The sequence below is a fragment of the Leptolyngbya subtilissima AS-A7 genome, assembly GCF_039962255.1.
GTDB lineage: Bacteria > Cyanobacteriota > Cyanobacteriia > Phormidesmidales > Phormidesmidaceae > Nodosilinea.
On the sequence record NZ_JAMPKY010000002.1, the window covers coordinates 306,058 to 331,122 of the forward strand.

Genomic DNA, 25,065 nt, shown 5'->3' on the forward strand with positions numbered 1-25,065 from the left:
CAACGGCCACCCCCTCTACAATCCAGACATTCTTGTGCCTCAGCAGGCAGGTCTACCACTTGAGCAGGTTGAACTGCTCCATATCAACGGTGTCACGGTTGCGGTAGATCGAGAGCACAATGGCCAAGCCCACTGCCGCCTCAGCGGCCGCGATACTAATCACAAACACCGCAAACACCTGACCGTTGATGCCCACCGGGTCGAGGTAATTCGAAAACGCCAGCAGGTTTAAGTTGACGGCATTTAGCATCAGCTCAATGGACATCAGCACGCGAATAACGTTGCGGCTGTTAACCAAGCCATAGATGCCAATACAGAACAGGGCAGCGGCAGTAAGCAGAAAATACTCAAGTTGCATGGCTGAAGAAGAATCCGTTCCAATCCCTAACAACAGTTTTGAGCCTTGGGCAGCAGTTCCTCAGCCTGCCAAGGCAGCCGAACAGAGGTCTAGTCAGACTCTGGGCTTGCCACCGACGACACCAGTTCGCGCGGTCGCTCTGGCAGCTGCAATGCTTCAGAGGCAGTCTCTCCAGGAACCATGTCAGGAATCAACTCGCGGCGGGCCAGCACGATCGCCCCGATCAGCGCAATCAGCAGCAGCACCGAAGCCAGCTCAAAAGGCAGCAGATAGTCGGTAAAGAAGTGAATGCCAATGGCGACAGTGGCCATCTCACCCTTGGGCACTTCGGTGGAAATAGCCCAGGGCGTGTTTAGGGTTGAGGTTGTCAGCAGCGCAAACAGACCAACGCAAACCCCGCCGGTGGCGAGCTTGCCCACCCAGGCCTGCTTCATGGGGGTGAACTGCTGTTCCTTATTCACCAGCATGATTCCGAACAGAATCAGCACGCTGACAGCACCCACATATACCAGCACCTGAGCTGCCGCCACGAACCCCGCGTTGAGCAAGATATAGAGGCCCGCCATGCTAGTAAATACGCCTCCCAGCAAAAACGCCGAGTAGACAATGTTATCCAACAGCACGACTCCCAGGGCACCCCCCAGCGTCATCGCAACCAGTATGCCAAAGGCAACGAGTTGTACTCCTTCCGCTAGCGTCACAGTCTTGACTCCTGTAAAAATTAAGCGATCGCAGCCGTGGTCTTAGCTTAGGCGAATGTACCACGGAACCCCAACGGGTGCATTACTCCTTGGGCTTGGCTTCACTGGCTTTAGCTTCACCTTCAGCCGCTGTAGCCTCATTTTGAGCCGCCTCTAAAATCTCTTGGGGCATCTGACCGGCCCGACGAGCGTTGAGCGGCAGATCGTGAGGATCCATCACGCCCTTGGGTAAGTAGGCTAGCTCCCGCAGGGGAGTGACCATCGAGTCTTGGGTGACCTTGTAGGGCAGACGACCCAGAGCCACGTTGTCGTAGTTCAGCTGGTGGCGCTCATAGACAGCCAGCTCATACTCTTCGGTCATCGACAGGCAGTTGGTGGGGCAATACTCCACACAGTTGCCGCAGAAAATACAGACTCCAAAGTCAATACTGTAGTGCTTCAGGTCTTTTTTCTTAGTCGCCTTGTCAAACTCCCAATCGACTACGGGCAGGTTGATAGGGCACACCCGCACGCACACTTCGCAGGCAATGCACTTGTCAAACTCAAAGTGAATGCGGCCCCGAAACCGTTCTGAGGGGATCAGTTTCTCGTAGGGGTACTGCACTGTCACCGGACGGCGACTCATGTGATCAAAGGTTACAGAGAGGCCCTGACCGATATATTTGGCCGCCTGTAAGCTCTCTTTGGCATAATCGCCGACTTGTTTAAGAAAACCCAGCATGGGAAACCTTCGCAGTGATACAGATTGTCAATGGGGTTGAGCGTTCAGCAGGGGTTAGCCACCAGCAGCCACTTATCTACAGGGTAAAGCAAGCTCTCTGAGCTAGCCACCAAAGGCAACCGGAAACGCCAGCTTAAGGGCGGCGGTCAGCAGCAGGTTGACCAACGCCACCGGCAGCAGAAACTTCCAGCCAAAGTCAAGCAGTTGGTCAATGCGAACGCGGGGCACGGTCCACCGTAGCAGCACCGCAATGAACACTAGGGCATAGGCCTTGAACAAAGTCATGACGATGCCGAGCGAAGCGGTGATGACCTGAAGCCAGGGGGTAGTTTCACTGAGGCCCGACAGGCTCGCCAGCCAGCTCACCGAGACAGGAGATTCCCAGCCGCCCAAATACAGAATCGAGACAATCAGCGCCGACAGCACCAGGTTGACGTAGGAGCCTACGTAGAACAGGCCAAACTTCATGCCGGTGTATTCGGTCTGGTAACCGGCCACCAGCTCTTCCTCCGCCTCAGGCAGGTCAAAGGGTAGACGCTCGCACTCCGCCAGGGCCGCAATCCAAAAAATCAGGAATCCGGCGGGCTGTCGCCAGATATTCCAACCCAAAATGCCGTAGCCCGACTGCTGATTGACAATGTCGATAGTGCTCAGGCTGTTCGACATCAGCACCACGGCCAGCACCGCCAGCGCCATGGGAATTTCGTAGCTGATGGACTGTGCCGCTGCCCGCAAGCCCCCTAGCAGAGAGTACTTGTTGTTGGAGGAATAGCCCGACATCAGCAGGCCGATAGGGGCAATGCTGGAGAGGGCAATCCATAGAAAGATGCCAACGCCGATGTCAGTAATCACCAGATTTTGGCCGAAGGGCACAATCAGGTACGACAAAAACACCGGGATCACAACGATCGCAGGCCCCAGCGTAAACAGAATCGGGTCAGCCTTGGCGGGGGTGATGTCCTCTTTGAAGATCAGCTTGATGCCATCGGCAGCGGCCTGAAGGGTACCGAGGGGTCCAGCAAACTCAGGCCCAATCCGCTGCTGAGCGGCGGCAGAAATCTTGCGCTCTAGCCATACCGTCACAAAAATGCTGACCGTGGCTCCAACTAGAATCACCACCATAGGCAGGGGCAACCACAGAGCCTTTGCCGCTCCAGCTGGCAGTCCCAGGTCGACGAGGGCGGTGACGAAACTACCCTGTAGGTCAATTCCTTGATTCATGGGCCAGTCCTTAGCAACGGTACAGTTAACTCTGGCAGAGAGAAAACACTTTAGATTCTACCGTTATCTTCCCCCATCCACCGACCCAGGCGGGTGGGATTCATAGGAAGTTTTGGCGGGAGGGTATTGAAGAATGGTGTAGGCAGTGGGAGGTCCAAGGTTTACGGTATAAGGCTCCGGGGAAGTTCTAAATAGTTCCGCACTCGAAATCTCTAAAGCTTTATGGCTCCTGCGACCCTATACCCTGCACCTTAAACCTCTTCACGCCCTCAAACAAAAGCCCCCCAGCGCAAGCGCCAGAGGGGCAGGAGTTCCTGAAAATCGTCACTAGATCAATAATCTGCGCAGGGGAGAAGAGTGCCCAGGGGGGTCTGACCCATCAGTGGCTTATCAGGAGGGTAGAGACACCGAAAAACCCTGCTTATCCCAGATGTGGGGGCGGTCAGCTAGGTCAACATAGGGCTGGTCGTGGGGGCCAGTGTAGATCTGGGTGGGGCGGAAGATGCGGTTTTCGCCCAGCTGCTCTTTCCAGTGGGCCAGCCAGCCGGCCACCCGAGCGATCGCAAAGATCGGCGTAAACAGATCGGTCGGAATGCCCAGCTTGCGGTAGACCAGCCCCGAGTAAAAGTCAACGTTAGGGTAAATGCCTTTAGCGCCGAGCTTTTCAGAGACGACCTGCTCCATCTCTAGGGCGATCGCGTAGTACTCGTCTTGGCCAAACTTGGCAAACAGCTGCTCAGCCAGCCCTTGCAAAATGGTGGCGCGGGGGTCTTTGACCTTGTAGACCCGGTGGCCAAAGCCCATAATCTTAGCCTTTTCGGCAATGCAGCGCTCCACATAGGGGCGCACGTTTTCAACCGAGCCGATCTCCTCCAGCATGTCGATCACCTCCTCGTTAGCGCCACCGTGGAGCGGCCCTGCTAGGGTGCCTACCGCCGAAGCCACCACCGCGTAGGGGTCGGTTAACGTCGAGGCCGTCACCATCGCCGAAAAGGTCGAGGCGTTGATGGTGTGCTCGGCGTGGAGGGTGAGGCAAACATCAAAGATATGCGCCGCCAGAGGGTCGGGCTCACGCTCGTTGAGCATGTAGAGAAAGTTGGCGGAGTAGTTGAGGTCATCCCTGGGCTGCACCGGGTCATTGCCCTTGCGCATCAGCTGAAACGCCGCCACCATGGTGGGAATTTTGGCCAGCAGCCGCACCACCGCCTGTTGAATGTAGACAGGGTTATCCAACGCCCGGCGAGAGTAGAACAGGCCCAGGGCCGCCGCACAAGCTTGCAGGGCATCCATCGGGTGGCCGCTCTCGGGGAAGCACTTCATCATGTCGCGGACGCGGTACTTAAGGCGGCGGTGGTAGCAAATTTCGTGCTCAAAAGCTTCTAGCTCCTGCTTGGAGGGCAACCCGCCCCAGATCAACAGGTAGGCCGTTTCAAGAAAGGTGCCCCGCTGGGCTAACTCTTCAATGGGAATGCCGCGATACTCCAGAATTCCCGCCTGGCCATCCACATAGCTAATGCTCGACTGGGTGGCCGGTACACCCTCTAAACCGGGCCTGTACTCACATACGGTCATAATAGTTGTCGCTCCCATTTGCTGACCTGTGATTCCAAGGGCGTTAGCCCCTTAGAATCAACGCTACCAAATCATTTGATCAACCTTAGCGCTGCTGTCAACCGAGTGGGGAGAATGGCAGTGTAACAGCACGTCTTGTTAGACCCAATTCAGGCGAGGTCGAAGGCCAGCAGAGACTTTCACACGTGGGTAGGGAACGGCGATCGCCCCAGCAGATCAAAAGCCGATCGTGCCCGTGCCAATATCCATGGCCTACAGTGATTGAGTCCTCAATTTCCCACACCAATCCCTATGACCACCCTTTCTGTGACCGTACCCGATATGGCCTGTGGAGCCTGCGTTAGCACCATTACCCAAGCCGTACAGGCCATTGACCCCAGCGCCGAGGTCAAAACCGACCTCGCGTCTAAGGCGGTAGACATTACCGCCAGCGTGACCGCCGAGGCACTTACCGAGGCAATTCAGAAGGCGGGCTATACGGTGCAGGCCTAGGCGCGGCAACATCGACTACCCGCCCCGTCGCCGCCGATCGCTGGGCCGCCGAGGCCACCTGCAAGGTGTAGAGGCTGGCCTCGGGCGTGCAGTACAGTGCCTGTCCGGTCAGCAAATGCTCGATTACCTGGGCAGTGTCGGCCGCAAACAGCCCCCGGCGAGAGCCGACTGCTATAGCGCGGGTACCTTGGGCGTCGGTCAGAGTACCCTGGTCACCGTCCAGGCAAAGCGAGCCGTCACTGCCGATTACCTCTAGCCGCCGCGTCGCTTGCCACAGGGTCTCGCCTTTGCCATAGGTCACCTCGGCAATTAGCCCTGAGGCAAAGGTGAGCTGGGCAGTGCAGAGGCAGGTGGCGTAGCAGGTCATACCCTCAGGGCCACGGGTGAGGCGGTCGTAGTGGTTTTGGCAATAGACCCGCGCCACTGGGCCAAAGCAGTCGATCAGCCGGTGCAGGCGCGATAGTGCCCCCACTAACGGAAAGCCAAACAGCTCAGGGCAATAGGTCCAGGTGGCAGGAGCAGGGCGGCGAGGGGCCAGGGTGCAGTAGCGGGCGTAGAAGGGCTGACCGATCGCCCCCAAATTAGCTTTTGCCGCTAGATGAGTGCCCCCCAGCAGCTCGATGTGCTCGACGTGCAGCAGGCGCTGTTTGGTTTGGGCTAGGGCAAGCAGAGGCTGAGCCTGGTCGGCACTCAGCGCCAGGGGATATTCCACTACCACATGGTGATTAGCCTCTAGGGCAGCGGCAGCCACGGTAGTGTGATCGCGGTTGATGTGGCAGACCACGATCAGATCTAGGTCAGAGCGATCGATCAGGGCTTGCCAGTTGTCTACAGCCACGGCGTTGTACTGCGCGGCAAAGGCCTGGGTATCCGCGGTGTTGTGGCCGGCTACGGCAACTAGGGATGCGCGATCGCTTGCCCGGAGCGCATCGGCTCGCAACCGCGCTACAAAGCCCGTGCCGACCATGCCGACTCGCACTACATCGCTCTCAACCCTGGGGGTTGCCATCACCCATTCCTCAGCTGCGTCGCCACCGCCATAGTACATTTTTCTCCAGCAGGGGGATGGTGCTGCAACGGGTTCTCTGGAATGCTGAAGGCAGTATTAGCACGAACCTATGCCCCCCTTTGTGCCCCCCTGGTTTTTGCAGAACGGTCTGGCCATGACCCTCTACACCGCCCTGGTGTCGAGCCAAACCTGGCCCCAAAGCATTGACCTGCCGCCCGTCACCTACCAAGACCATATTTTCACAGGCCAGGGGGATGTGCCGATTTTTGGTCGCTGGACGGTACCCGAGCGGTCAAAGGGCACCATTGTCGCTACCTACGGCATTACCGGTAGCCTCGACGACCAGTGGCAGCTCGAAATTTTGGGCCGCAAAGCCCACAATCGAGGCTACGGCCTGGTGGTGTTTGACTGGCGCGCCCACGGCAAAACCGCAGACCTTTCGCCCACCCTCACCTCCGATGGCATCTATGAAGGGGATGACTATGTTGCTCTGGCTGCCCAGGCAAAGGCGCTTGGCTGTGCGCCACCCTTCTGGTTCATGGGCTATTCCCTTAGCGGGCAGCTGGCGCTGTGGGGGGCGAAAGCAGCGATGCAGCTACCATCCGACAGTGGTTTAGCACCGGGAGATATTGCCGGAGTAGTGGTGATCTGCCCCAGCCTCGACTCCAACCGATCGCTACGCTACCTGACCGCAGACCCGCTGGGCAAGTTTTTAGAGCGATCGATCGCCCAAGAACTCAAGCGCCTGGCCCAACGCCTTTACGAAGCTCACCCCGACCACTTTGACCTAGCTGCGATCGATCGCGCCAACAGCATCTGGGGCTTTGACCACGAGTTGGTAATTCCTCGCCTGGGGTTTGCCTCGGTCGAAGACTACTACAACGCCAGTAGCCCGCTGCCCTTTATGGCCGATCTAACGACTCCGACGCTGATTCTCTACGCTGCCGATGACCCGCTATTTAGCCCAGAGATCATCCCCGACTTAAAGAAGGTCTGTGCGGCCAACCCCAAAATCGACCTGGTGCTCACTGACTACGGTGGCCACGTGGGCTACTACAACGGCAGCGCCGGTCAACGCCAGGCCGGGGATAACGACCCCTGGTGGGCGTGGAACCGCGCGCTGGACTGGGTAGAGCGGCAGACTACCTGAGATTGGCGTAGCTAAGTTCACCGTGTTTTGAACGGCCGGGTGACCCGTTGGTCTCAATGTCGAGCTTGCCGCAGCTGCTGAATACACAGAGGGACAACAATGAGTTCGATGAAGACGTGAAAGACCGTGAATGGGTTGGCATGAAGCTCTAAAAAGCGAACTACCCCTAACACCCCGCCGATACTGGTAAAATAGCCCCCCACCACAGGGGCGATCGCCCGAGTTTCAGTAGCCGAGCCCTGATCGCAAAGTAGGCTAATCCAAATAAAACCGCGCCGACCACATGAAATTTAGCCCCATACACCTGGAGCTGAATAACGTGGGTAACCCCGAAATCATCAGCAAATACGCAGCACAGGTTCTTGGTTTCAAGGTCAACCTACGCTAAATGGGGATGAACGTCTGAGCAGGGCAAACATGAACCCGCCCTGCAGAAAAGTCAGAACCCCAGCATAGAGTTGATAGGACGGAAATAAACAAGGCAAAGATGTTTTGATCTCTAGGGTGCGTCAACACCTGATCTGAGGCACCCTAGGCCATGGAGAACTCTGTGAACAACATGTTAGAAGGTGTTTGAAAAATTCCATCTCTTGTAACAAAAGTGGGAATCCCCCTAAATCCCCCTTTAAGAAAAGGGATTTAGGGGGATCGGTAGGTGGCTAAAGCTACAGCAAATTACTTCTCAAACGCCCTCTTAGGCGTGTCATCGATTCTCACTACAGTCCTCTGTACGTTAGCGTTGCCGCGCCCACCCCAAAAAGGTTTAGGGACTGTAACCACTGATTCTTAAGCCATCAGCAGTTAACCGATCACAGACCCTAAAACAGGCGCAGAATGAGGGGATAGCGGAATGCTGTGTTGGAGTTAGTAATGCTGTGGAAGATGCCAAAGATAGGCATAATCAAGTCCACAAGAAATACAACCACCAACAGCGGAATACCGATCAGCACCCAGGCCAAAATTCCTGCGACTACCTTCCAAAACCATATATTTAGGTGAAAGTTTATGGCTTCCTTAGCGTTTTCTTTAACGACTGAGTCGTTAGAAATCAGCAGGATGGCGATAGGAACGCCAACAGACACGACGAGAGTGTTAAAGAAAATTGAGCCGTGGCTAACGGCAGAAAGAATTTTGCGGGTACCGATGTCTTCAGTGGAATGCATGGAAAGTCTCCTAATTCAAGGGATGGGTGAAAGGGTAAATGGGTGGTGTTAACTAGCCTGCTCGTGAAGCTCAGCGGTTTTAACCTGCACCGTCAGGGGGCGATCGCCCCGCTGAATCTTAAGCTCCAGCGCATCGCCAATCCGGGTATTTTCAACCTGAATTTGCAACCCATCGGCGCTGCGAATGGGGACACCGTTGACCTGTAAAATCACATCGCCACGGCGCAGTCCAGCATCAGCGGCGGGGGTGCCTTCGAGCACGCGAATGATGAGGACGCCATTGACTTCGGGAAGGTACATGCCCGAGTTGATGTCTTCGTTGCTGCGCTTGGCCTGCTCAGGAGTGAGGTTGGCAATTTGTACACCGATGTAGGGGTGAGCCACCGTTTCGCCCCGGGCCAGCATGTCTTTAACCTCTTTGGCCTTGTTGATGGGAATGGCAAAGCCAATGCCCATGGCGTCGGCACGAATAGCGGTATTGATGCCGATCACTTCGCCCCGCTGGTTGACCAGCGGCCCACCTGAGTTACCGGGGTTGATGGCGGCATCGGTCTGAATAAACTCTAGCCGCTTGCCGGGAATACCTACGGAGCTGCTGGTGCGCTTGAGAGTGCTGACGATGCCGAGGGTGACGGTGTTGTCGAGGCCGAGGGGGTTGCCAACGGCGATCGCCCAGTCGCCCACTTCAATCTGGTCAGAGTCGCCCAGGGTAGCGATGGGCAACACATCGTCTTCGCCATCGTCGATTTTGACCACGGCCAGGTCGGTGACTTCATCCACCCCTTCCACTACGGCATCAAAGCTGCGGCCATCCTTGAGGGTGACCACCACCCGGTCAGCGCCGTTGATTACGTGGGCATTGGTCAAGATATTGCCGGTGTCGTCGATGATGAACCCTGAACCCTGCCCCCGCAACAGTTCTTCCTGGGGCTGACGCGGCATACCGCCGAAGAAGTCGCGCAAAAGGGGATCGTCGTAAAACGGATCCCGTGTCTGGCGAGTGATTGTTTTTTCGGTGTCAATGCGAACTACCGCCGGGCCAACCTGGCGCACAGCTGCCGCCACAAAACTTTCGTTGCCGATCGCCGCTGCTGCTGCCGACTGGGCCTCAGCCGGAGATGCGATCGCACCACTGAACATCATCACCGCCGCAGCGATCATGGCCAGCAGCCGTCTTAGGGGTATCCAGAGTCCTTGTTTCAAGGGAGCAGACCTCATAAAGCAAATTCGACGCACAACAGCGGGGGGTTAGTATCCCGTCGATTGATCAAAATTGTTCCACAACTGCCCACTTAGCGGGGGAGGGGGATACCGTACTTTCGAGTGGTTAAGGCCGAAAGCCCAAGTTTAATAGCATGATGAAAGACACCGCTACCGGTAGCGTCGTGGGTACAGCTAAGACCATCAATGAGAGTTCTAGATGACTGCCAACTACATCATGGCCCTAGATTTGGGCACCACCGGCAACCGAGCGATCATCTTTAACCAGGAGGGGGCAATCGCCGGTCAGGCCTACCGTGAACTCACCCAGTATTACCCGCAGCCCGGCTGGGTTGAGCACGACGCCCGCGAGATTTGGGATGCGATCGCCTGGGCCATAGAGTCGGCCCTTGCCAAAGCCAGACTCAAGCCTACCGATATTGCCGCCATTGGCCTCACGGTGCAGCGTGAAACCTGCCTGCTGTGGGATCGCCGCACGGGTCGCCCTCTCGCCAATGCGATCGTCTGGCAAGATCGCCGCACGGCACCGCTGTGCAACCAGCTACGAGATGAGGGGAAGGCGGAGGATATTTACGATCGCACCGGCCTAGTCCTTGACGCCTACTTCTCCGCCACCAAGCTAGCCTGGCTGCTAGAGCAGGCCAGGAAAGAGGTGGATCCGCCGGTTGATTTTGACCAGGTGCTGGCGGGCACGATCGATAGCTGGGTGCTGTGGAACCTTACCGGGCGGCAGGTCCATGCTACCGATCACAGCAACGCCAGCCGCACCATGCTGCTCAACCTTGCCAGCGGCCAGTGGGACAACACTCTGCTAGAGCTATTTGGCATTCCGCCCCACATCATGCCTGCAATCAAGCCCAGCGTGGGGGTGTTTGGCCATACCGATCCGACTGTTTGGGGTGCTGAAATCCCGATTGCGGCGATTTTTGGCGACCAGCAGGCGGCGCTCTACGGTCACGGCTGCGATCGCCCTGGTCTGCTCAAGTGCACCTACGGCACTGGTGCGTTTCTGGTCTCGCACACGGGGGATGAGGTGGCGCGATCGCAGCACCATCTGCTCTCCACCGTGGCTTGGTCTGAAGCAACGCTCGATCCGCTGCGGCCCCATCTGGGCTATGCGATCGAGGGCAGCATGTTTACTGCCGGGGCCTGTATCCAGTGGCTGCGCGACGGCCTGCAAATCGTCTCCAGCGCAGCGGAGACTGAAATTCTTGCCCGCAATGCTCGCGACAACGGCGGCGTCTACTTTGTGCCCGCCCTCAGCGGCCTCGGTGCCCCCCATTGGGATATGAACGCTCGGGGTGCCTTCCTAGGTCTGACTCGCGGTACTCAGCGAGAGCACATGGTGCGGGCGGTGCTAGAGGCGATCGCCTACGAAGTCAAAGAAGTCGTCGACGCCGTCAACCAGGATGCAGGCACCCCCATTAGCCAGCTCAAGGTCGATGGCGGTGCCTGCAACAATGATTTTCTCATGCAGTTCCAGGCTGACGTGTTGGGCATTCCCGTTGAGCGACCCGAGATGCTGGACGTCACCGCCCAGGGAGCGGCCTTTGCCGCAGGTCTAGCGGTCGGCTTCTGGGATGACTATCGCACTCTGGTGGAGAGCCGCGCGATCGATCGCGTATTTGAACCCGGCGCAGGCCAGGCCGCAGCGCAGGAAAACTTTGCACTGTGGATGAAAGCTGTCGAGCGGGCCAAAGGCTGGGCTGACTAACAGTGCAGTTTCAAGCAAAATGAAATTCTCGCTAATCTAGGGAGACATGCCCCTTCTCCCTATCTACCATGCCCGACTCTACCCATGACGTCAGCACCACCCCTGCGGCCTCAATGGTCCCTGCGGCAAGTGTCCCCTCGGATGAGGAGATGTGGGAAATAGTTGAGCATCACCTGGTGCGCTATGGGGGCAGCTTTGCTCCGATGCTGATCGAGCGGGCACGGGGCAGCTATGTCTACGATCGCCAGGGCCGCAAAATTCTCGACTTTACCTCTGGGCAGATGTGCGCCACCTTGGGCCACAACCATCCCGATGTGGTGCAGGCTATCCATAAGGCTTGCGAAGACGTACTGCACCTGTTCAGCGGCATGCTGTCTCCAGCGGTGATAGAACTGGCCGACTCGCTCTGCCAGCTCTTGCCGTCCACCCTGCAAAAAGCCCTATTTCTCAACACCGGCAGCGAGGCCAACGAAGCCGCCCTGCGCATGGCCAAACTGCACACAGGCGGCTTCGAGGTGGTTGGGCTTAGCGCCTCCTGGCACGGCATGACCGCCGGAGCTAGCGCCAGCACCTTTATCTCGGCCCGTAAAGGCTACGGCCCAACCATTCCAGGCAACCTGGCACTGCCCACGCCCAACTGCTATCGCTGCCCTATTCGCCACTGCCAAGACCAGTGCGATATGACCTGTTTAGACGTAGGCTTTGACCTAGTCGACAGTCAGTCGGTAGGAGCCTACGCCGCGCTGATTGTGGAACCCGTGCTCAGCGCTGGGGGGGTAGTCGTGCCCCCAGAGGGCTACTTTCAGCGGTTGCAGAGCTACTGCCAAGAGCGGGGCATGCTGCTGATTTTGGATGAGGCTCAAACCGCCTTTGGTCGCCTAGGCAGCTTCTTTGCCTTTGAACAACTGGGCATGGTGCCCGATATTCTCACCTTGTCGAAAACACTGGGGGGAGGCCTGCCCCTGGCGGCGACCGTGACCAGCGCGGCGATCGAGGCCGATTGCTATGAGAAAGGCTTTATCTACTACACCTCCCATGTATCTGACCCCATGCCTGCGGCGGTAGGGCTGGCGGTGCTGCGGGTATTGACCAGCCAAAATCTGACGGAGCAAGCCGCAACCATGGGGACCTATTTGAAGAACGGATTGCTCAAGCTCAAGGATCGCTACGAGGCGATCGGCGATGTGCGCGGTCAAGGGCTGCTGCTGGGGGTAGAGCTGGTGAAGGATCGCACCACCCGTGAACCTAACCCAGAAACCGGGGCCGCTATCACCCGCCGCTGCCTGGAGCTAGGGCTGAGTATGAACATTACCGCCCTCCCCGGTATGGGCAGCGTGTGGCGCATCGCCCCGCCGCTGACCGTCACCTACGAGGAACTAGACGAAGGTCTAGCAATTTTAGAGCAGGCGATCCGCGACTGCCGGTGATAGATTGTCCATCACCGGCGTAGCTTAAACTGATGAATGGCTCTCGCTTACCTAGCGCTAGGCCCAAGACTCCTGATTGGCGTTAGCTCCACAATAAGGATTTTGTCTGCTGGGTTGAAGACCACTGTTGCCTATCTTAGGGAAAATGAAGATCCTGCTCGTTGACGACGAAGTAGAACTCGCCGACCCACTGAGTCGCTTGCTCAATCGGGAAGGTTACGAGGTGGATGTGGCTACTAACGGAGAAACGGGCTGTGATCTGGCTGGCCAAGGCGGCTACGACTTGCTCATTCTCGACTGGATGCTGCCGGGGCTGAGCGGGTTAGAGATTTGTCGGCAGGTACGATCGCGCCAAGACAACACCCCCGTGCTCTTTCTCACGGCCAAAGATACCCTCAACGATCGCGTCGATGGCCTTGATGCCGGGGCTGACGATTATTTGGTCAAACCCTTCGAGCTTAGGGAACTGCTGGCGCGGGTGCGGGCGCTGCTGCGGCGATCGCCCAACCTAGAGCCCACCCAGCCCCGGCTCACCTTCAACGATCTCACCCTAGATGAATCTAACCAGCTCGCTCATCGCCAGGGTCAGCCCGTCGAACTATCTGAAAAAGAAACCCGCCTGCTAGCCTACCTGCTGCGCCACGCCAACCAGGTGCTCACCCACGAACAGATTTATCAAAGTGTCTGGGACGACCAAGACGCCCCTAGCAGCAACGTGGTCGCCGCCCAAATGCGCCTGCTGCGCCGCAAAATAGAGCCCAAGGGCACCGCGCCGATTATTCACACGGTCTACGGCAAGGGATATCGGCTGGGTGAGTGAGAGGTAAGTTTTAAGTTGTGAATTTTCAATTAGCGAACTCAAAACTTTTTAGAATCTCGACCCTGGCTGCTTTAAAAATTCTGCCTCTTCAGGCGTTGCCTCTCGCCCCAAAATCTCGTTGCGATGGGGAAACCGGCCAAACCGCTGAATCACGTCTCGGTGGCGCATTGCATAGTCAAGGAAATTCTCAAGTTCAGGGTGGGCAGCGTGGAGCGATCGCACCAACTCCACCGAGCGCTCCTGATCGGCTAGATCTTCGCTGTGCTCCAGTGGTAGGTAAAAGAAGATGCGTTCCACCGGCAAAACCTGCTGGTCGTAGCCCTGGGCCAGGGCATAGTTGGCGGTGTCTCGGGCAGCGCGATCGCTGGCAAAACTGCGCGGATCGCCTCGAAACAGATTACGAGGAAACTGATCGAGCAAAATCACTAGGGCAAGGCACGATCGCGGTTGCTGCGGCCACGTCGCCAGAGCACCAGTTGAAGCTTGCTCATAGTCAGTCAAAAACCGCTGTCGAATAGTGTCATCAAACGCTGGGTCTTTCTTGAACCAGGCCTGGCGCTGCTGACCATACTCGCTACTAGGATCCTCCGGGTCGCCAAACCAAAACCGCAGAATCTCATTCCAACGCTCCATCTACTCACCTACTCCAGCACCAGCGGATCCAGCGCATAGTCCTCCCAGCTCTGGTGCGATCGCTCCGAAATGTGGGGCGTCACGATAAATTGGGGCACCTCATCCTGGGTGACATCGATGCGCACAAAGGAGTAAGGCCGCCGTCGCTCGGCTTTGTGGCCAGTGAGGCCCTTATACAACTGCGATTTTGCCACCAGCTTAAACTCCATTTGCCCATCGGGGTCTGCCCCTATGGGTTCATAGAGCATGGTGCCCTCCGGCCGCTGCCGCCGCAGGCTTAGACCGCTACCGCCGCAGACTAGATAATTCATGTGGCTGTCGGCATAGCCCGTGGCCTCGGTTCTGAGATATTCAAAACAGTGGGCGTGGCCGTTGAGCACCAGGTTAACCGGGGGACGATTTACGCCAATTTCAGGCACCGCCGCCGCCACCTGGTCGAGCACCCAACGCAGATTCTGACGAATGGCCATCGTCTGTCCCTGGCCCCACTTGGTATTCTCAGTCACGTAGGGCGGGTGGTGAAAGAACAGAATGCGGCCCCGCACCGCCTTATCCTGCCAAGAGGCAATTAGCCCGTCCCGCAACCACAGCAGCTGCTCGGTATCGACCAGGGTGGTGGGTCGAGGGTGCACCTGCTTTTCGATATCGAGCAGCATTTCCTCCATCTGCTCTATCTTGGCTTGAAGGTCATCTAAGCGCTCCTGGGCATGGGGATCGGTGCGCTGTAGGTGCATGGCTTCGTCTCGCACCTCCTGCTGCTGACGCTGAATCGCCTCTCGCTGGGCCAGCAATCGGCCTCGATAAGCCGCATTTGAGGCCCGCTGGGGCGACAGGGCCGGGTCGTTGAAGGTGCTGCTGTCGAGGGCAAAAAAGTCGATGCCGCCGTAGCGAAAGGTGTAGTAGCGGTTAGGCAGCCGGGTAAACTGCCCCGGCTGGTAGCGCAGCCCCAGGGTTTTCTCGCCCCAGGGGCCATAGTGGCGCTCGAGGTGAGCGTCTAGATCTTCATCCGACAGCGTTTTTAAGTAGTCTAAAAAAGCGCGGGCATAGGCATCGCCGATGCCAGAACCGTGCCAGCTCACATTGGGATTGAGGTTGAGCCCTAGCAGCTTGCGCACGGGCCGGGACAGCTGCACCAAAATGCTGTAGAGCCGGGGCAGGTTGTAATAGTCGTGGTTGCCCGGCACCGCCAAAAACGGGAACTGAAACACCATATTGTCAAAGGCGATTCGATCAGGGCGATCGCCCCCCACTAGCCATTCCCGGTAGGGCTTAATGAAATTCTCTGGATATTGCTCGCTAGAGCCCACCTGATAGACCACATCGCCCGTGTGCAGCAAAAAGCGGCAGTCTTGCAGATGGGGAAGCATTTGCTTGGCAATGCGCCGCTGAGGGTGATGGTCGGGGTGAGGACCAGAGCCGCTATCGCCAATCACCAAAAACGAGAACTCTCTGTCGTCGCTGCGACCGTCCTCCAAAATCAGCCGGGTCTGGTCGATGCGGCGCTGCATTAACATCGGGTGCTGCCAGCAAACCCGCTCCTTCATTTTGGCGACTTTGGTCAAAATGGGCGGGTCAAGAATGGAAGCCATGGGTCAGGAGTGAATTATGCGGCGATTGAGAGCTGGCCCCAAAGTCGAAAGGCCCTCATTTAGGGTAATCTGTGTTTCCTAAAATTGCCGAGCCTCCTATGCAGCAGCGGCAATGATCCAGCGTAGGCAGGCTAAGCTAAATTCATTCCGGGTAGAGCGAGCAGGTGACGAGATGGCTATCGCTCTCCTCAATAGAGATTTGGTGGTCATTCCCTCTAAACAACAGCGCAACTTGCGATCGCCCATGCCCCTCGACTCTATCCACAACGTCATTAACCACTTTGAACAGCAGCCTCGCTGGCGCAGCCGGGGCCAATTTCGCCAGGTGCTCAACAGTTGGGCCGCCGTCGTAGGCGATGGGGTAGCCCGCCAAGCCGCCCCCGTGCGGCTCGATCAAGACGTGCTGCACGTGGCGGTAGTCAACCCCATGTGGGCTCAAACCCTAACACTAGAGCGGCGGCGAATTCTAGCCAAGCTCAACGATCGCCTCCATCTCAACCTCAGCGACATTCGCTTTTCAAGCGGCGACTGGTATCGGCAAAATAAGTCGACCCAGCCTGACCAAAGGACGGCAGCTTCCACAGAACTACCTGAGTGGCTGCGGCAGCATCCCAGCTATGAACCCCGAGCCATCCCGCGATCGCCCCAACGGCCCGAAACAGCCGAAGAGAGCTTTGAGCGCTGGGCTGGCCTGACTCAACAGCTGGCGGCCCAGCAGCCCCTTTGTCCCCAGTGCCACTGCCACTGCCCCACAGGAGAACTCAAGCGCTGGGGACGGTGCAGCATTTGTGCGGTCAAAGGGCTCAAAGGCCCAGTTGGGCGACATTCTGTATGACGGGCTTGACCCCAAACACCTGAGCAAAGCGAGTGACCACGACGGGTCGCACCGACTCCACCGTAATGCCTGGGCAAAATTGGGCCAGGCTGCCCACCGATTTGTCGGCAATGCCACAGGGCACGATCGCTTCAAATCCCGCCAAATCAGGACATACATTGAGTGCAAAGCCGTGCATCGTCACCCAGCGGCTCACCTTAATACCGATCGCTGCCAGCTTAGTGTTGCCCACCCATACTCCGGTTAGCCCGGCCTGCCGCCCTGCGCTCACGCCAAACTGGGCCAGCGTTTGAATCAGCACTTCCTCCAGCTGACGCAGATACCAGTGCAAATCGGGCTGGTGCCGCTTCAGGTTGAGAATGGGGTAGCCCACTAGCTGACCGGGGCAGTGGTGAGTGACCTCGCCCCCCCGCTCAATGCGAAACAGAGGATAGGGCAATTCCTCAGCCGGGAGCTTGAGGTGGTCTAAGGTTGAGCCCTGGCCCAAGGTATAGACACCGGGATGCTCGACTAGCAGCAGGCGATCGGGCTGGGGGTGCTCGCGGTGGCGTTGTACCAGCGTCTTTTGCAACGTCCAAGCTTCTGTAAAGGGCATAACACCCAGCTCGTAAATATCGCAGCGGAGCGTTGATTCCCCGTGGTTTTGATTCATTCCTGTCAAGCGTAAATCAGCGGGAATAGCCCATTTTTCCTGGGTTTTGCAATCAAGAATTATCAACCCATGCAAAGGATTCTAACGGACGCTGTTGTGCAGAATACAAGGTGTTAGGGTGAAACCAAGCCGACGTATCAAGGAGTCCGCTTTATGAAGCTGGTAATCCATGGCAGAAATATTGAGATCACAGACGCGATTCGGGAGCATGTAGAGCAAAAAATCCTCAAGGCGGTGAGTCACTTCAAACACCTCACCAACGAGGTCGATGTCCACCTATCCGTAGCCAAAAACCCCAGAATTGGAGCCAACCAGGCCGCTGAAGTTACCCTATTCGTAGACGGAGCCGTTGTTAGAGCCGAAGAAAGCAGCGAAAATCTTTACGCCAGCATCGACCTAGTAGCCGACAAAATTAGCCGCCAACTGCGCAAGTTTAAAGAAAAGCGCAACACTCGCATGCAGGGCAGTTTGGGCAAAACGACCGAGGCCTACCTGAATGAAGCGCCGCTGACCGATGTCACCCACGTGCTCAATACCAGCGAGCCCCAGCTTCCTGAAGAGGTGATTCGCACCAAATACTTCGCCATGTCGCCCATGTCTGTGACAGAGGCCCTGGAGCAACTAGCGGTCATCGATCACGATTTTTATATGTTTCTCAATGCAGAAACTGAGGAAATCAACGTGATTTATGAGCGCAACCACGGCGGCTATGGGCTCATTCAACCCCGCAAGCCCAACCAAAATGGCCATCTTAATGGCCACGACAGCAAGGCTAAGAGCCACGCTGAGACCGCTGCTCACAGCTAATCCTATATAAATCGACCCTTAAAAAAGCCCCAGCCTGCGCAGGCTGGGGCTTTTTTGCAAAACTAAAACCTTGGGTTCTATCTGCGTCAGCAATATTAAGCAGGAGAACCAGCTAGCAAAGGCTCGACGCCGTTTTTAGCGTCTAGAGCAAAGAAGTCATCGCAGCCGCCCACGTGGTGGTCGTTGATAAAGATTTGCGGCAGCGATCGCCGCCCGTTAGCCCGCTGAGACATTTTGCTGCGAGCGGCTTCATCACCATCAATGCAGTACTCGGTGTAAGCAATGCCCTTTTGATCAAGCAGTCGCTTGGCACGAATACAGAAGGGACAGCTGCTCCAGGTATAAATTTCGACGTTAGGGGTCATAGCGCACCTCCAAGGGCGGTATTCAAGGTTCTTTACATTATTTTAGTCTTCTCAGCACTGTCGCTACGTCCACAGTTCGGTAGGCATATCCCTCACCCACTCCCCTTCAGCGCGTGGGCGATCGCATCCACCACCCGCGACACCTCCACAATCTCCAGCCCATCCACCTTCACAGATTGCCCCTTGGGCACAATCGCCCGCTTAAAGCCCAGCTTCGCCGCCTCCTTCAACCGCAGCTCTAGTTGGGAAATCGGCCGCACTTGCCCGCCCAAACCCACTTCACCAATCAGTACGAGTTCTGGATCGACGAGGCGATCGCGAAAGCTGGCCACCACCGAAATCGCGATGCCCAGATCTGCTGCTGGTTCCCCCACAGCCAACCCACCGGACGACGCCACATAGGCATCTAGCTTAGACAGAGGAATGCCCACCCGCTTCTCTAACACCGCCAAAATTTGCAGCAGCCGGTTGTACTCCACCCCCGTGGTTGAGCGCCGGGGCGAGCTGTAGCTGGTGGGGCTGACCAGCGATTGTAGCTCTACCACCAGAGGTCGGGTGCCCTCACAGGCGACGATGGTGGCAATACCCGGCACCTGCTCGTCCCGGTTGCCGAGGAAAAGGGCTGAAGGATTGCTGATCTCCGCCAGACCGCGATCGACCATTTCAAACACGCCCAGCTCGTGGGTAGCGCCAAACCGGTTTTTGACTGACCTGAGCAGTCGGTGGCTGGCAAAGCGATCGCCCTCAAAGTACAACACCGTATCGACTAGGTGTTCGAGCACTTTGGGACCTGCGATCGCCCCCTCCTTCGTCACGTGACCCACAATAAACAGAGAAATGTTTGATCGCTTCGCCAACTGCATCAGCGCCGACGTACATTCCCTCACCTGCGACACCGACCCCGGTGCCGAGGTCAGCGCCGCATAGTACAACGCCTGAATACTGTCGATAATCGCCACCGTCGGCTTCAGCGACTCTAGCTCCATCAAGATAGTCTCTAGATCAATCTCCGGCAGCAAAAACAACTGCGAATCCACTGCCTCCACCCCAGCTGGCTCAAACTCCTCCAGCTCCGCCTCTTCTTGTCTCTCTGCCCGCTTCCCGTTTTCCTTCTTCCCTTTAGGATTCTCCCTCCTACTCCCTACCCCATCACCCCCTACCCCAACACTCCCCACCGGCCCCAGCCGCTGCCACCGCAGCTTCACCTGCTGACCCGACTCCTCCGCGCATACGTACAGCACCCGCTGCCGCGCTGCTAGCTGGTTCGCCACCTGAAGCAGCAGGGTAGATTTGCCAATGCCGGGGTCACCCCCTAGCAGCACCAACGAACCCGGCACAATGCCACCGCCCAGCACCCGGTCAAGCTCTCCATAGCCCGAGGGCAGACGCGCCTGAGGATGGTCTTGAATCTGGTTAAGGGTCATCGCCAGACGTGGCTGACTGACCTTGGCCGTCGTTGACCCGCCCCGACTACGGCCTAAAGCAGAGGCCCGAGCAGTCGTCTCCTTAGCAGGCTGAGCCTGTTCTACCAGAGCATTCCAGCTGTTGCACACGGGGCAGCGGCCAAAGTACTGAGGCGACTCAGCTCCGCATTCATTGCAAACAAAAATTGAACGAGATTTAGCCATAACTACCCTTGCCCCGCCGATTATTCAGGGCGATACTTGGCTCTAAAACACGGCTGCTGCTGCGCAATAAACCTTAAAAAAGCCTGAAGCACAGATGTTCCACGCATGCGGCATGAATCAATACACATAGAATAATCAAACGTCGTAGGTTCTGCTTCGGCAGCGTTTGAGGGGGCTGCTGTGGCGGTGCCCACGGTTGTTTAGCTCAATCAACTCATTAGCTTTCAAAAGTTAATCATTAAACGTTGCGATTGTTTATAGAATATGACGTTATGTAGGGAGCCTTGAAAGCCTTGGAAAACAACAAAGAAAAAATTCTAGTGGTCGACGATGAGGCCAGCATTCGGCGAATTCTCGAGACCCGCCTATCGATGATTGGCTATGACGTTGTCACCGCCGCCGATGGCGAAGAGGCCCTAGAAACCTTTCGCAATGCCGCTCCTGACCTGGTTGTGCTCGATGTGATGATGCCCAAGCTCGACGGCTACGGCGTCTGTCAAGAGCTACGCAAAGAGTCTGACATTCCTATTATTATGCTTACCGCCCTGGGCGATGTGGCCGATCGCATCACCGGCCTAGAGCTTGGGGCCGACGACTACGTAGTCAAACCCTTCTCTCCCAAAGAACTAGAGGCCCGCATTCGCTCCGTGCTGCGCCGGGTCGACAAAACCGGCATGACCGGCATTCCCAGCTCCGGCGTCATCTCTGTCAACACCATTCGTATCGACACTAATAAGCGCCAGGTGTACAAAGGCGACGAGCGCATTCGCCTCACTGGCATGGAGTTCAGCCTGCTCGAGCTGCTGGTTAGCCGCTCCGGAGAGCCCTTTTCCCGCTCCGAAATTTTGCAGGAAGTATGGGGCTACACCCCTGAGCGTCACGTTGATACCCGCGTGGTCGACGTGCACATCTCTCGCCTGCGGGCCAAGCTTGAAGACGACCCTAGCAACCCAGAGCTAATTCTCACCGCTCGGGGTACCGGCTACCTGTTTCAGCGGATAGTGGAGCCCGGCGAAGAATAGTCGGTAGGGTAGTCTGCTAGAATTTGCTCAGGTTTTTAACAGATTTAGCAGATGGGTTTTAACCGGGCACGCATTGCCATTGATGCCATGGGGGGAGACTTCGCCCCAGGCGAGATCGTTGCAGGTGCCATTCGCGCCAAGGCCGAGCTAGATGTCGATGTCGCTTTAGTCGGCGATGTTGACCAAATCAAGGCGTCTACGGCTAGTCCGGAGCAGCTGGTGGGCATTGAGCTAGTGCCCGCCGAGGGCAGCATCGAAATGCACGAAGAGCCGCTGAGCGCCCTGCGCAAAAAGCCCCAAGCCTCCATCAACGTGGCGATGGACTTGGTCAAACGCAATGAGGCCGATGCAGTGGTGTCTGCAGGGCACTCTGGGGCAGCGATGGCTGCCGCCCTGCTGCGTTTGGGGCGACTAAAGGGTATTGACCGACCGGCGATCGGGGCTGTGTTTCCCACTGTAGTCGCCAACAAATCGGTGCTGATTTTAGACGTGGGAGCCAATGTAGACTGCCGCCCCAAGTATCTAGAACAGTTCGCCATCATGGGCACCATCTATTCCCGCTACGTGCTGGGAGTCGATAATCCTCGTGTGGGGCTAATCAACATTGGCGAAGAGCCTAGCAAGGGCAACGACGCGGCCTTAAAGGCTCACCAACTGCTTGAAGAAAACCCCAACATCCCCTTCGCGGGTAACGCCGAGGGGCGTGATATTCTCTCTGGTCAGTTTGATGTGGTGGTCTGCGACGGTTTCGTGGGCAATGTGCTGCTCAAGTTTGCCGAGGCAGTAGGTGAGTCGGTGCTGCAAATTTTGCGAGAAGAGCTGCCTCAAGGCGTGCGTGGCAAAATTGGGGCGTCGATCCTCAAACCTAACCTGCGTCGCATTAAGCAGCGGGTCGACCACGCCGAGCACGGCGGTGGCCTGTTGCTGGGTGTGGCTGGGGTGACGGTGATTAGCCACGGCAGCTCCCAAGCACCCTCGGTATTTAACGCTATTCGGCTGGCTAAAGAGGCAGTCGACAACCGCGTTCAAGACCGCATTCAGGCCCAGTACCAGCGGGTGGCCATCCCCGCAGCAGACGGAGAATAACCCGTGGAACAGTTTATGCCCGGTGTGTCACTGGTGGGCAGCGGTTCAGCCTGCCTAACCGTACAACTCACCAATGACGATCTCAGCCAGCGCGTTGACACCTCCGATGACTGGATTGCGACCCGTACCGGCATTCGTCAGCGCCATGTGGCAGCTCCTGAGGATTCCCTTGCGTCTCTGGCGGCGGAGGCAGCCCGCAATGCTTTGGCCATGGCCGAGGTGAGCGCCGAAGAGGTTGATTTGATTGTGCTGGCCACCTCTACCCCCGACGATTTATTTGGGACGGCCTGTCAGGTCCAGAGGGCTTTGGGGGCGACTCGCGCTGTGGCCTTTGACCTCACTGCCGCCTGCTCAGGGTTTGTGTTTGCCCTAGTAACGGCAGCCCAATATATCCGCACTGGGGTATTTAAGAATGTGGTGGTGATCGGGGCCGATATACTCTCACGCTGGACGGACTGGGACGATCGCACTACCTGCGTGCTCTTTGGCGACGGGGCTGGGGCCGTGGTGCTACAGGCGGCTGAGCGCGATCGCCTGCTGGGCTTTGAGCTGTGCAGTGATGGCTCCTTGAATCACTGCCTGAACCTAGCTTACCAACCTGAACCAGATGTTCTAGTTGGAGACATCACTGTTCAGAAAGGCACCTTTGCCCCCATCACTATGAATGGGCGCGAGGTCTATAAATTCGCCGTCAACCGCGTCCCCGAAGTGATCGAAAAAGCGCTCTTCCGCGCCAACCTCACCGCTGCCGATATCGACTGGCTGGTGCTGCATCAGGCCAACCAGCGCATTCTTGACGCAGTAGCCGATCGCCTAAACGTGCCCGCTGAGCGCGTGGTCAGCAACATGGCCCGTCACGGCAATACCTCCGCCGCCTCTATCCCCATTGCTCTCGACGAAGCTGTGCGGGCAGGAAAAATTAAGTCTGAAGATGTGATTGCTACCGCCGGTTTTGGGGCTGGGCTAACCTGGGGCTCTGCCATCATTCAATGGGGCTAGGCAATAGCACCTTCAGCACCTATGGGTAACAGTCACCCCTCTCTTTTGCTAAGTCACTGTGGTCAACTTGGGACTTTCCCTCACGATAGCTCTCCTCTCCACGGCGGTTTCAATGGGCATTTTGTGAGACAGTATCTTGTGTAGTTCTGGCAGCGCTGATCACTTTGCGAACCATCCCTGAATCTGGGGATGAAGTAAAGCAGGTGTTGGGGCTGGTCGCGATCGCCACGCAAGTCGGAAGGGTAGAGGCATGACAAACGCAGCATGGGTGTTTCCTGGGCAGGGTTCCCAGGCGATCGGCATGGGAACAGACCTCGCCACTGTGGCTCTGGCCCAAGGGCGCTTTGCCGAAGCCGAGGCCATCCTGGGTTGGTCAGTGCTCGATGTGGTTCAAGACGCTGACGATAAAGTTTCGAACACTCTCTATACCCAGCCCTGTCTGTACGTCATAGAAAGCATTCTGGTCGATTTGCTCAAGGAGCAGGGCCATCAGCCAGCGGTTGTAGCCGGTCACAGCTTGGGAGAATATGTCGCCCTCTACGCTGCTGAAGTCTTCGATTTTGCCACCGGGCTCACCCTGGTGCAGCGTCGTGCTGATTTGATGGCCCAAGCCTCTGACGGCATGATGGCCGCCCTGTTGGGCTTTGATACCGACGAGCTAGCCGCCAAGATCGAAGCTACTCCTGGGGTAGTGCTGGCCAACGACAACAACCCCGGTCAGGTAGTGATCTCAGGTACCCCAGAGGCCGTCACCACCGTAATGGAAGGCGTGAAAGCCAAGCGGGCCGTGAAGCTTAACGTCAGCGGGGCCTTCCACTCGCCGCTGATGGCCGATGCTGCCGCAACGTTTCAGGCAGTTTTAGAACCAATTCCCTTCGCCACGGCCCAAGTGCCCGTACTCTCCAACGTAGACCCTACCCCCTCCACCGACGGCTTGGTATTAAAGCAGCGGTTAATCCAGCAGATGACAGGCTCTGTGCGCTGGCGCGAAATCACCCTGGCGTTGCCAGAACTTGGCATTGACACAGTAGTCGAAGTGGGGCCGGGCAACGTGCTCACCGGGTTAACCAAGCGCACCTGCAAAGAACTCGCGCTGGTTAACGTAGGCAATCTGGAGCAAGTCGCCAGTGCAGGCTAAACCTCACACGACAGTCCTAATCTCCCAGGCAAAGGGACTTTGATGGTTGTACAGAATAAGCCCGAGATGAGTCGCGATCGCGAACCCCCCGTTAACCTGCTGTGGTACCACCTATTCAAATGGTCGGTGGTGAGTCCGATGCTGGGCTTATATTTTCGGGGCCGGGTCTACGGTACCGATCAGGTACCCAAAACTGGAGGGTTGGTGGTAGTTGCCAACCACGCCAGCGACTTTGACCCGCCGCTGCTCTCTGCCGCCGTGCGCCGCCCCGTCTCTTACATGGCCAAAGAAGAGTTGTTTAAGGTGCCGGTGCTCAGTCAGGCCATTCGCCTCTATGGGGCCTACCCTGTGAAGCGGGGCAGCGCCGATCGCAGCGCCATTCGCGAAGCCCTCAAGCAGCTGGAGCAGGGCTGGGCAGTGGGCATTTTTCTCCAAGGCACCCGCACTCCCGATGGCCGCATTCCTGACCCCAAAATTGGCGCGGCGCTAATTGCGGCCAAGGCCCAGGTACCACTGCTGCCCGTCAGCCTCTGGGGCACCCAGCGCATTTTCACCAAGGGTTCGTCGATACCCCGCCCTACCCCCCTCACTATTCGCATTGGTGCCCCCATTGCCCCACCTCCCTCCACTGCCCGCGAGGGGTTAGAGGTCATCACCACCCAGTGCGCCACCGAAATCCATCGCCTCCACGACCTTGGCCGTTAGTCGCTCCACCTCCTCATCCCTTTACCCTCTCACCCAT

25 protein-coding genes are annotated in these 25,065 nt (G+C 57.3%); 12 read left to right on the top strand and 13 right to left on the bottom strand.

What is annotated here, in order from left to right; genetic code table 11:
• Window positions 1-52: 52 nt before the first annotated feature.
• From nuoK to NC979_RS06000, 5 genes are all read right to left on the bottom strand, one after another.
• Window positions 53-358: an NADH-quinone oxidoreductase subunit NuoK gene (gene nuoK / locus NC979_RS05980; RefSeq protein WP_073606437.1), complete on the bottom strand. Its 306-nt coding sequence runs from the start codon at window positions 356-358 to the stop codon at window positions 53-55.
• A gap of 89 nt (window positions 359-447) precedes the next feature.
• Complete coding sequence (locus NC979_RS05985) at window positions 448-1,059, bottom strand: NADH-quinone oxidoreductase subunit J (RefSeq protein ID WP_190518410.1); 612 nt, start codon at window positions 1,057-1,059, stop codon at window positions 448-450.
• Between the two features lie 82 nt (window positions 1,060-1,141).
• Window positions 1,142-1,777, bottom strand: a complete 636-nt coding sequence (ndhI, locus tag NC979_RS05990; protein WP_190518982.1) for an NAD(P)H-quinone oxidoreductase subunit I — start codon at window positions 1,775-1,777, stop codon at window positions 1,142-1,144.
• 105 nt (window positions 1,778-1,882) lie between these two features.
• Window positions 1,883-3,001 carry an NADH-quinone oxidoreductase subunit NuoH gene (gene nuoH, locus NC979_RS05995; protein ID WP_190518412.1) on the bottom strand — a complete coding sequence of 373 codons (1,119 nt, stop codon included), beginning with the start codon at window positions 2,999-3,001 and terminating at the stop codon, window positions 1,883-1,885.
• 390 nt (window positions 3,002-3,391) lie between these two features.
• The gene (locus NC979_RS06000; protein WP_313887129.1) at window positions 3,392-4,591 is read right to left on the bottom strand and encodes a citrate synthase; all 1,200 of its coding nucleotides are present in this window, start codon (window positions 4,589-4,591) and stop codon (window positions 3,392-3,394) included.
• Window positions 4,592-4,864: 273 nt separating this feature from the next.
• Between NC979_RS06000 and NC979_RS06005 the strand changes: the two genes are divergently transcribed.
• Window positions 4,865-5,065 carry a heavy-metal-associated domain-containing protein gene (locus NC979_RS06005; protein WP_190518414.1) on the top strand — a complete coding sequence of 67 codons (201 nt, stop codon included), beginning with the start codon at window positions 4,865-4,867 and terminating at the stop codon, window positions 5,063-5,065.
• On the opposite strand, the gene NC979_RS06010 is transcribed toward NC979_RS06005, so the two are convergent.
• Complete coding sequence (locus NC979_RS06010; protein WP_242023980.1) at window positions 5,022-6,113, bottom strand: Gfo/Idh/MocA family protein; 1,092 nt, start codon at window positions 6,111-6,113, stop codon at window positions 5,022-5,024. The genes NC979_RS06005 and NC979_RS06010 overlap by 44 nt on opposite strands.
• Before the next feature lie 70 nt (window positions 6,114-6,183).
• Between NC979_RS06010 and NC979_RS06015 the strand changes: the two genes are divergently transcribed.
• Window positions 6,184-7,224: a YheT family hydrolase gene (locus NC979_RS06015; RefSeq protein ID WP_190518416.1), complete on the top strand. Its 1,041-nt coding sequence runs from the start codon at window positions 6,184-6,186 to the stop codon at window positions 7,222-7,224.
• Window positions 7,225-8,042: 818 nt separating this feature from the next.
• Here NC979_RS06015 and NC979_RS06020 read toward each other — a convergent pair.
• Together NC979_RS06020 and NC979_RS06025 are read right to left on the bottom strand one after the other, a co-directional pair.
• A complete protein-coding gene (locus tag NC979_RS06020; protein WP_190518418.1) occupies window positions 8,043-8,387 on the bottom strand; it encodes a DUF4870 domain-containing protein in 345 nt (114 codons plus the stop codon).
• A 48-nt stretch (window positions 8,388-8,435) separates the two neighbouring features.
• Window positions 8,436-9,590 (bottom strand): HhoA/HhoB/HtrA family serine endopeptidase, encoded by a 1,155-nt coding sequence (locus NC979_RS06025; RefSeq protein WP_277882384.1) that lies wholly within the window; start codon window positions 9,588-9,590, stop codon window positions 8,436-8,438.
• Window positions 9,591-9,807: 217 nt separating this feature from the next.
• Here NC979_RS06025 and glpK point away from each other — a divergent pair, with 217 nt between their 5' ends.
• From glpK to rppA, 3 genes are all read left to right on the top strand, one after another.
• A complete protein-coding gene (gene glpK, locus NC979_RS06030) occupies window positions 9,808-11,322 on the top strand; it encodes a glycerol kinase GlpK (RefSeq protein ID WP_190518421.1) in 1,515 nt (504 codons plus the stop codon).
• A 68-nt stretch (window positions 11,323-11,390) separates the two neighbouring features.
• Window positions 11,391-12,749: an aspartate aminotransferase family protein gene (locus tag NC979_RS06035; protein WP_190518423.1), complete on the top strand. Its 1,359-nt coding sequence runs from the start codon at window positions 11,391-11,393 to the stop codon at window positions 12,747-12,749.
• 145 nt (window positions 12,750-12,894) lie between these two features.
• Complete coding sequence (rppA, locus tag NC979_RS06040; RefSeq protein ID WP_190518426.1) at window positions 12,895-13,569, top strand: two-component system response regulator RppA; 675 nt, start codon at window positions 12,895-12,897, stop codon at window positions 13,567-13,569.
• 48 nt (window positions 13,570-13,617) lie between these two features.
• On the opposite strand, the gene NC979_RS06045 is transcribed toward rppA, so the two are convergent.
• Both NC979_RS06045 and NC979_RS06050 read right to left on the bottom strand, forming a co-directional pair.
• Window positions 13,618-14,202, bottom strand: a complete 585-nt coding sequence (locus NC979_RS06045) for a DUF924 family protein (protein ID WP_190518428.1) — start codon at window positions 14,200-14,202, stop codon at window positions 13,618-13,620.
• An 8-nt stretch (window positions 14,203-14,210) separates the two neighbouring features.
• Window positions 14,211-15,791, bottom strand: a complete 1,581-nt coding sequence (locus tag NC979_RS06050; RefSeq protein WP_190518431.1) for a metallophosphoesterase — start codon at window positions 15,789-15,791, stop codon at window positions 14,211-14,213.
• A gap of 172 nt (window positions 15,792-15,963) precedes the next feature.
• Here NC979_RS06050 and NC979_RS06055 point away from each other — a divergent pair, with 172 nt between their 5' ends.
• Window positions 15,964-16,626, top strand: a complete 663-nt coding sequence (locus NC979_RS06055; protein ID WP_190518434.1) for a DciA family protein — start codon at window positions 15,964-15,966, stop codon at window positions 16,624-16,626.
• On the opposite strand, the gene lipB is transcribed toward NC979_RS06055, so the two are convergent.
• Window positions 16,595-17,278: a lipoyl(octanoyl) transferase LipB gene (gene lipB, locus NC979_RS06060; protein ID WP_190518436.1), complete on the bottom strand. Its 684-nt coding sequence runs from the start codon at window positions 17,276-17,278 to the stop codon at window positions 16,595-16,597. The genes NC979_RS06055 and lipB overlap by 32 nt on opposite strands.
• 153 nt (window positions 17,279-17,431) lie before the next feature.
• On the opposite strand from lipB, the gene hpf reads away from it, so the two are divergent.
• Entirely contained in the window at window positions 17,432-18,085 is a 654-nt protein-coding gene (gene hpf, locus NC979_RS06065; protein WP_190518439.1) for a ribosome hibernation-promoting factor, HPF/YfiA family, read from the top strand.
• Window positions 18,086-18,180: 95 nt separating this feature from the next.
• On the opposite strand, the gene grxC is transcribed toward hpf, so the two are convergent.
• Together grxC and radA are read right to left on the bottom strand one after the other, a co-directional pair.
• A complete protein-coding gene (gene grxC, locus NC979_RS06070) occupies window positions 18,181-18,450 on the bottom strand; it encodes a glutaredoxin 3 (RefSeq protein ID WP_190518442.1) in 270 nt (89 codons plus the stop codon).
• Between the two features lie 92 nt (window positions 18,451-18,542).
• Window positions 18,543-20,078: a DNA repair protein RadA gene (gene radA / locus NC979_RS06075; RefSeq protein ID WP_190518444.1), complete on the bottom strand. Its 1,536-nt coding sequence runs from the start codon at window positions 20,076-20,078 to the stop codon at window positions 18,543-18,545.
• A gap of 293 nt (window positions 20,079-20,371) precedes the next feature.
• Between radA and rpaB the strand changes: the two genes are divergently transcribed.
• The 5 genes from rpaB to NC979_RS06100 all read left to right on the top strand — a co-directional run bounded on the left by rpaB (window position 20,372) and on the right by NC979_RS06100 (window position 25,028).
• Entirely contained in the window at window positions 20,372-21,100 is a 729-nt protein-coding gene (rpaB, locus tag NC979_RS06080) for a response regulator transcription factor RpaB (protein ID WP_026072530.1), read from the top strand.
• A 51-nt stretch (window positions 21,101-21,151) separates the two neighbouring features.
• Window positions 21,152-22,186: a phosphate acyltransferase PlsX gene (gene plsX / locus NC979_RS06085; protein ID WP_190518446.1), complete on the top strand. Its 1,035-nt coding sequence runs from the start codon at window positions 21,152-21,154 to the stop codon at window positions 22,184-22,186.
• 3 nt (window positions 22,187-22,189) lie between these two features.
• Window positions 22,190-23,185, top strand: coding sequence for a beta-ketoacyl-ACP synthase III (locus tag NC979_RS06090; RefSeq protein WP_431191024.1), 996 nt, complete (start codon window positions 22,190-22,192; stop codon window positions 23,183-23,185).
• Between the two features lie 250 nt (window positions 23,186-23,435).
• Window positions 23,436-24,323: an ACP S-malonyltransferase gene (gene fabD, locus NC979_RS06095; RefSeq protein WP_190518448.1), complete on the top strand. Its 888-nt coding sequence runs from the start codon at window positions 23,436-23,438 to the stop codon at window positions 24,321-24,323.
• 42 nt (window positions 24,324-24,365) lie between these two features.
• A complete protein-coding gene (locus tag NC979_RS06100) occupies window positions 24,366-25,028 on the top strand; it encodes a lysophospholipid acyltransferase family protein (protein WP_431191025.1) in 663 nt (220 codons plus the stop codon).
• Window positions 25,029-25,065: the final 37 nt, after the last annotated feature.

Coding starts and splice junctions, on each gene's coding strand:
- fabD (WP_190518448.1), top strand. CDS start 23,436: ATGACAAACGCAGCATGGGTGTTTCCTGGGCAGGGTTCCCAGGCGATC.
- NC979_RS06055 (WP_190518434.1), top strand. CDS start 15,964: ATGGCTATCGCTCTCCTCAATAGAGATTTGGTGGTCATTCCCTCTAAA.
- grxC (WP_190518442.1), bottom strand. CDS start 18,450: ATGACCCCTAACGTCGAAATTTATACCTGGAGCAGCTGTCCCTTCTGT.
- NC979_RS06100 (WP_431191025.1), top strand. CDS start 24,366: ATGGTTGTACAGAATAAGCCCGAGATGAGTCGCGATCGCGAACCCCCC.
- NC979_RS06035 (WP_190518423.1), top strand. CDS start 11,391: ATGCCCGACTCTACCCATGACGTCAGCACCACCCCTGCGGCCTCAATG.
- nuoK (WP_073606437.1), bottom strand. CDS start 358: ATGCAACTTGAGTATTTTCTGCTTACTGCCGCTGCCCTGTTCTGTATT.
- NC979_RS06020 (WP_190518418.1), bottom strand. CDS start 8,387: ATGCATTCCACTGAAGACATCGGTACCCGCAAAATTCTTTCTGCCGTT.
- radA (WP_190518444.1), bottom strand. CDS start 20,078: ATGGCTAAATCTCGTTCAATTTTTGTTTGCAATGAATGCGGAGCTGAG.
- nuoH (WP_190518412.1), bottom strand. CDS start 3,001: ATGAATCAAGGAATTGACCTACAGGGTAGTTTCGTCACCGCCCTCGTC.
- NC979_RS06045 (WP_190518428.1), bottom strand. CDS start 14,202: ATGGAGCGTTGGAATGAGATTCTGCGGTTTTGGTTTGGCGACCCGGAG.
- NC979_RS06010 (WP_242023980.1), bottom strand. CDS start 6,113: ATGTACTATGGCGGTGGCGACGCAGCTGAGGAATGGGTGATGGCAACC.
- lipB (WP_190518436.1), bottom strand. CDS start 17,278: ATGAATCAAAACCACGGGGAATCAACGCTCCGCTGCGATATTTACGAG.
- NC979_RS06005 (WP_190518414.1), top strand. CDS start 4,865: ATGACCACCCTTTCTGTGACCGTACCCGATATGGCCTGTGGAGCCTGC.
- NC979_RS06015 (WP_190518416.1), top strand. CDS start 6,184: ATGCCCCCCTTTGTGCCCCCCTGGTTTTTGCAGAACGGTCTGGCCATG.
- NC979_RS06050 (WP_190518431.1), bottom strand. CDS start 15,791: ATGGCTTCCATTCTTGACCCGCCCATTTTGACCAAAGTCGCCAAAATG.
- plsX (WP_190518446.1), top strand. CDS start 21,152: ATGGGTTTTAACCGGGCACGCATTGCCATTGATGCCATGGGGGGAGAC.
- rppA (WP_190518426.1), top strand. CDS start 12,895: ATGAAGATCCTGCTCGTTGACGACGAAGTAGAACTCGCCGACCCACTG.
- glpK (WP_190518421.1), top strand. CDS start 9,808: ATGACTGCCAACTACATCATGGCCCTAGATTTGGGCACCACCGGCAAC.
- NC979_RS06000 (WP_313887129.1), bottom strand. CDS start 4,591: ATGGGAGCGACAACTATTATGACCGTATGTGAGTACAGGCCCGGTTTA.
- hpf (WP_190518439.1), top strand. CDS start 17,432: ATGAAGCTGGTAATCCATGGCAGAAATATTGAGATCACAGACGCGATT.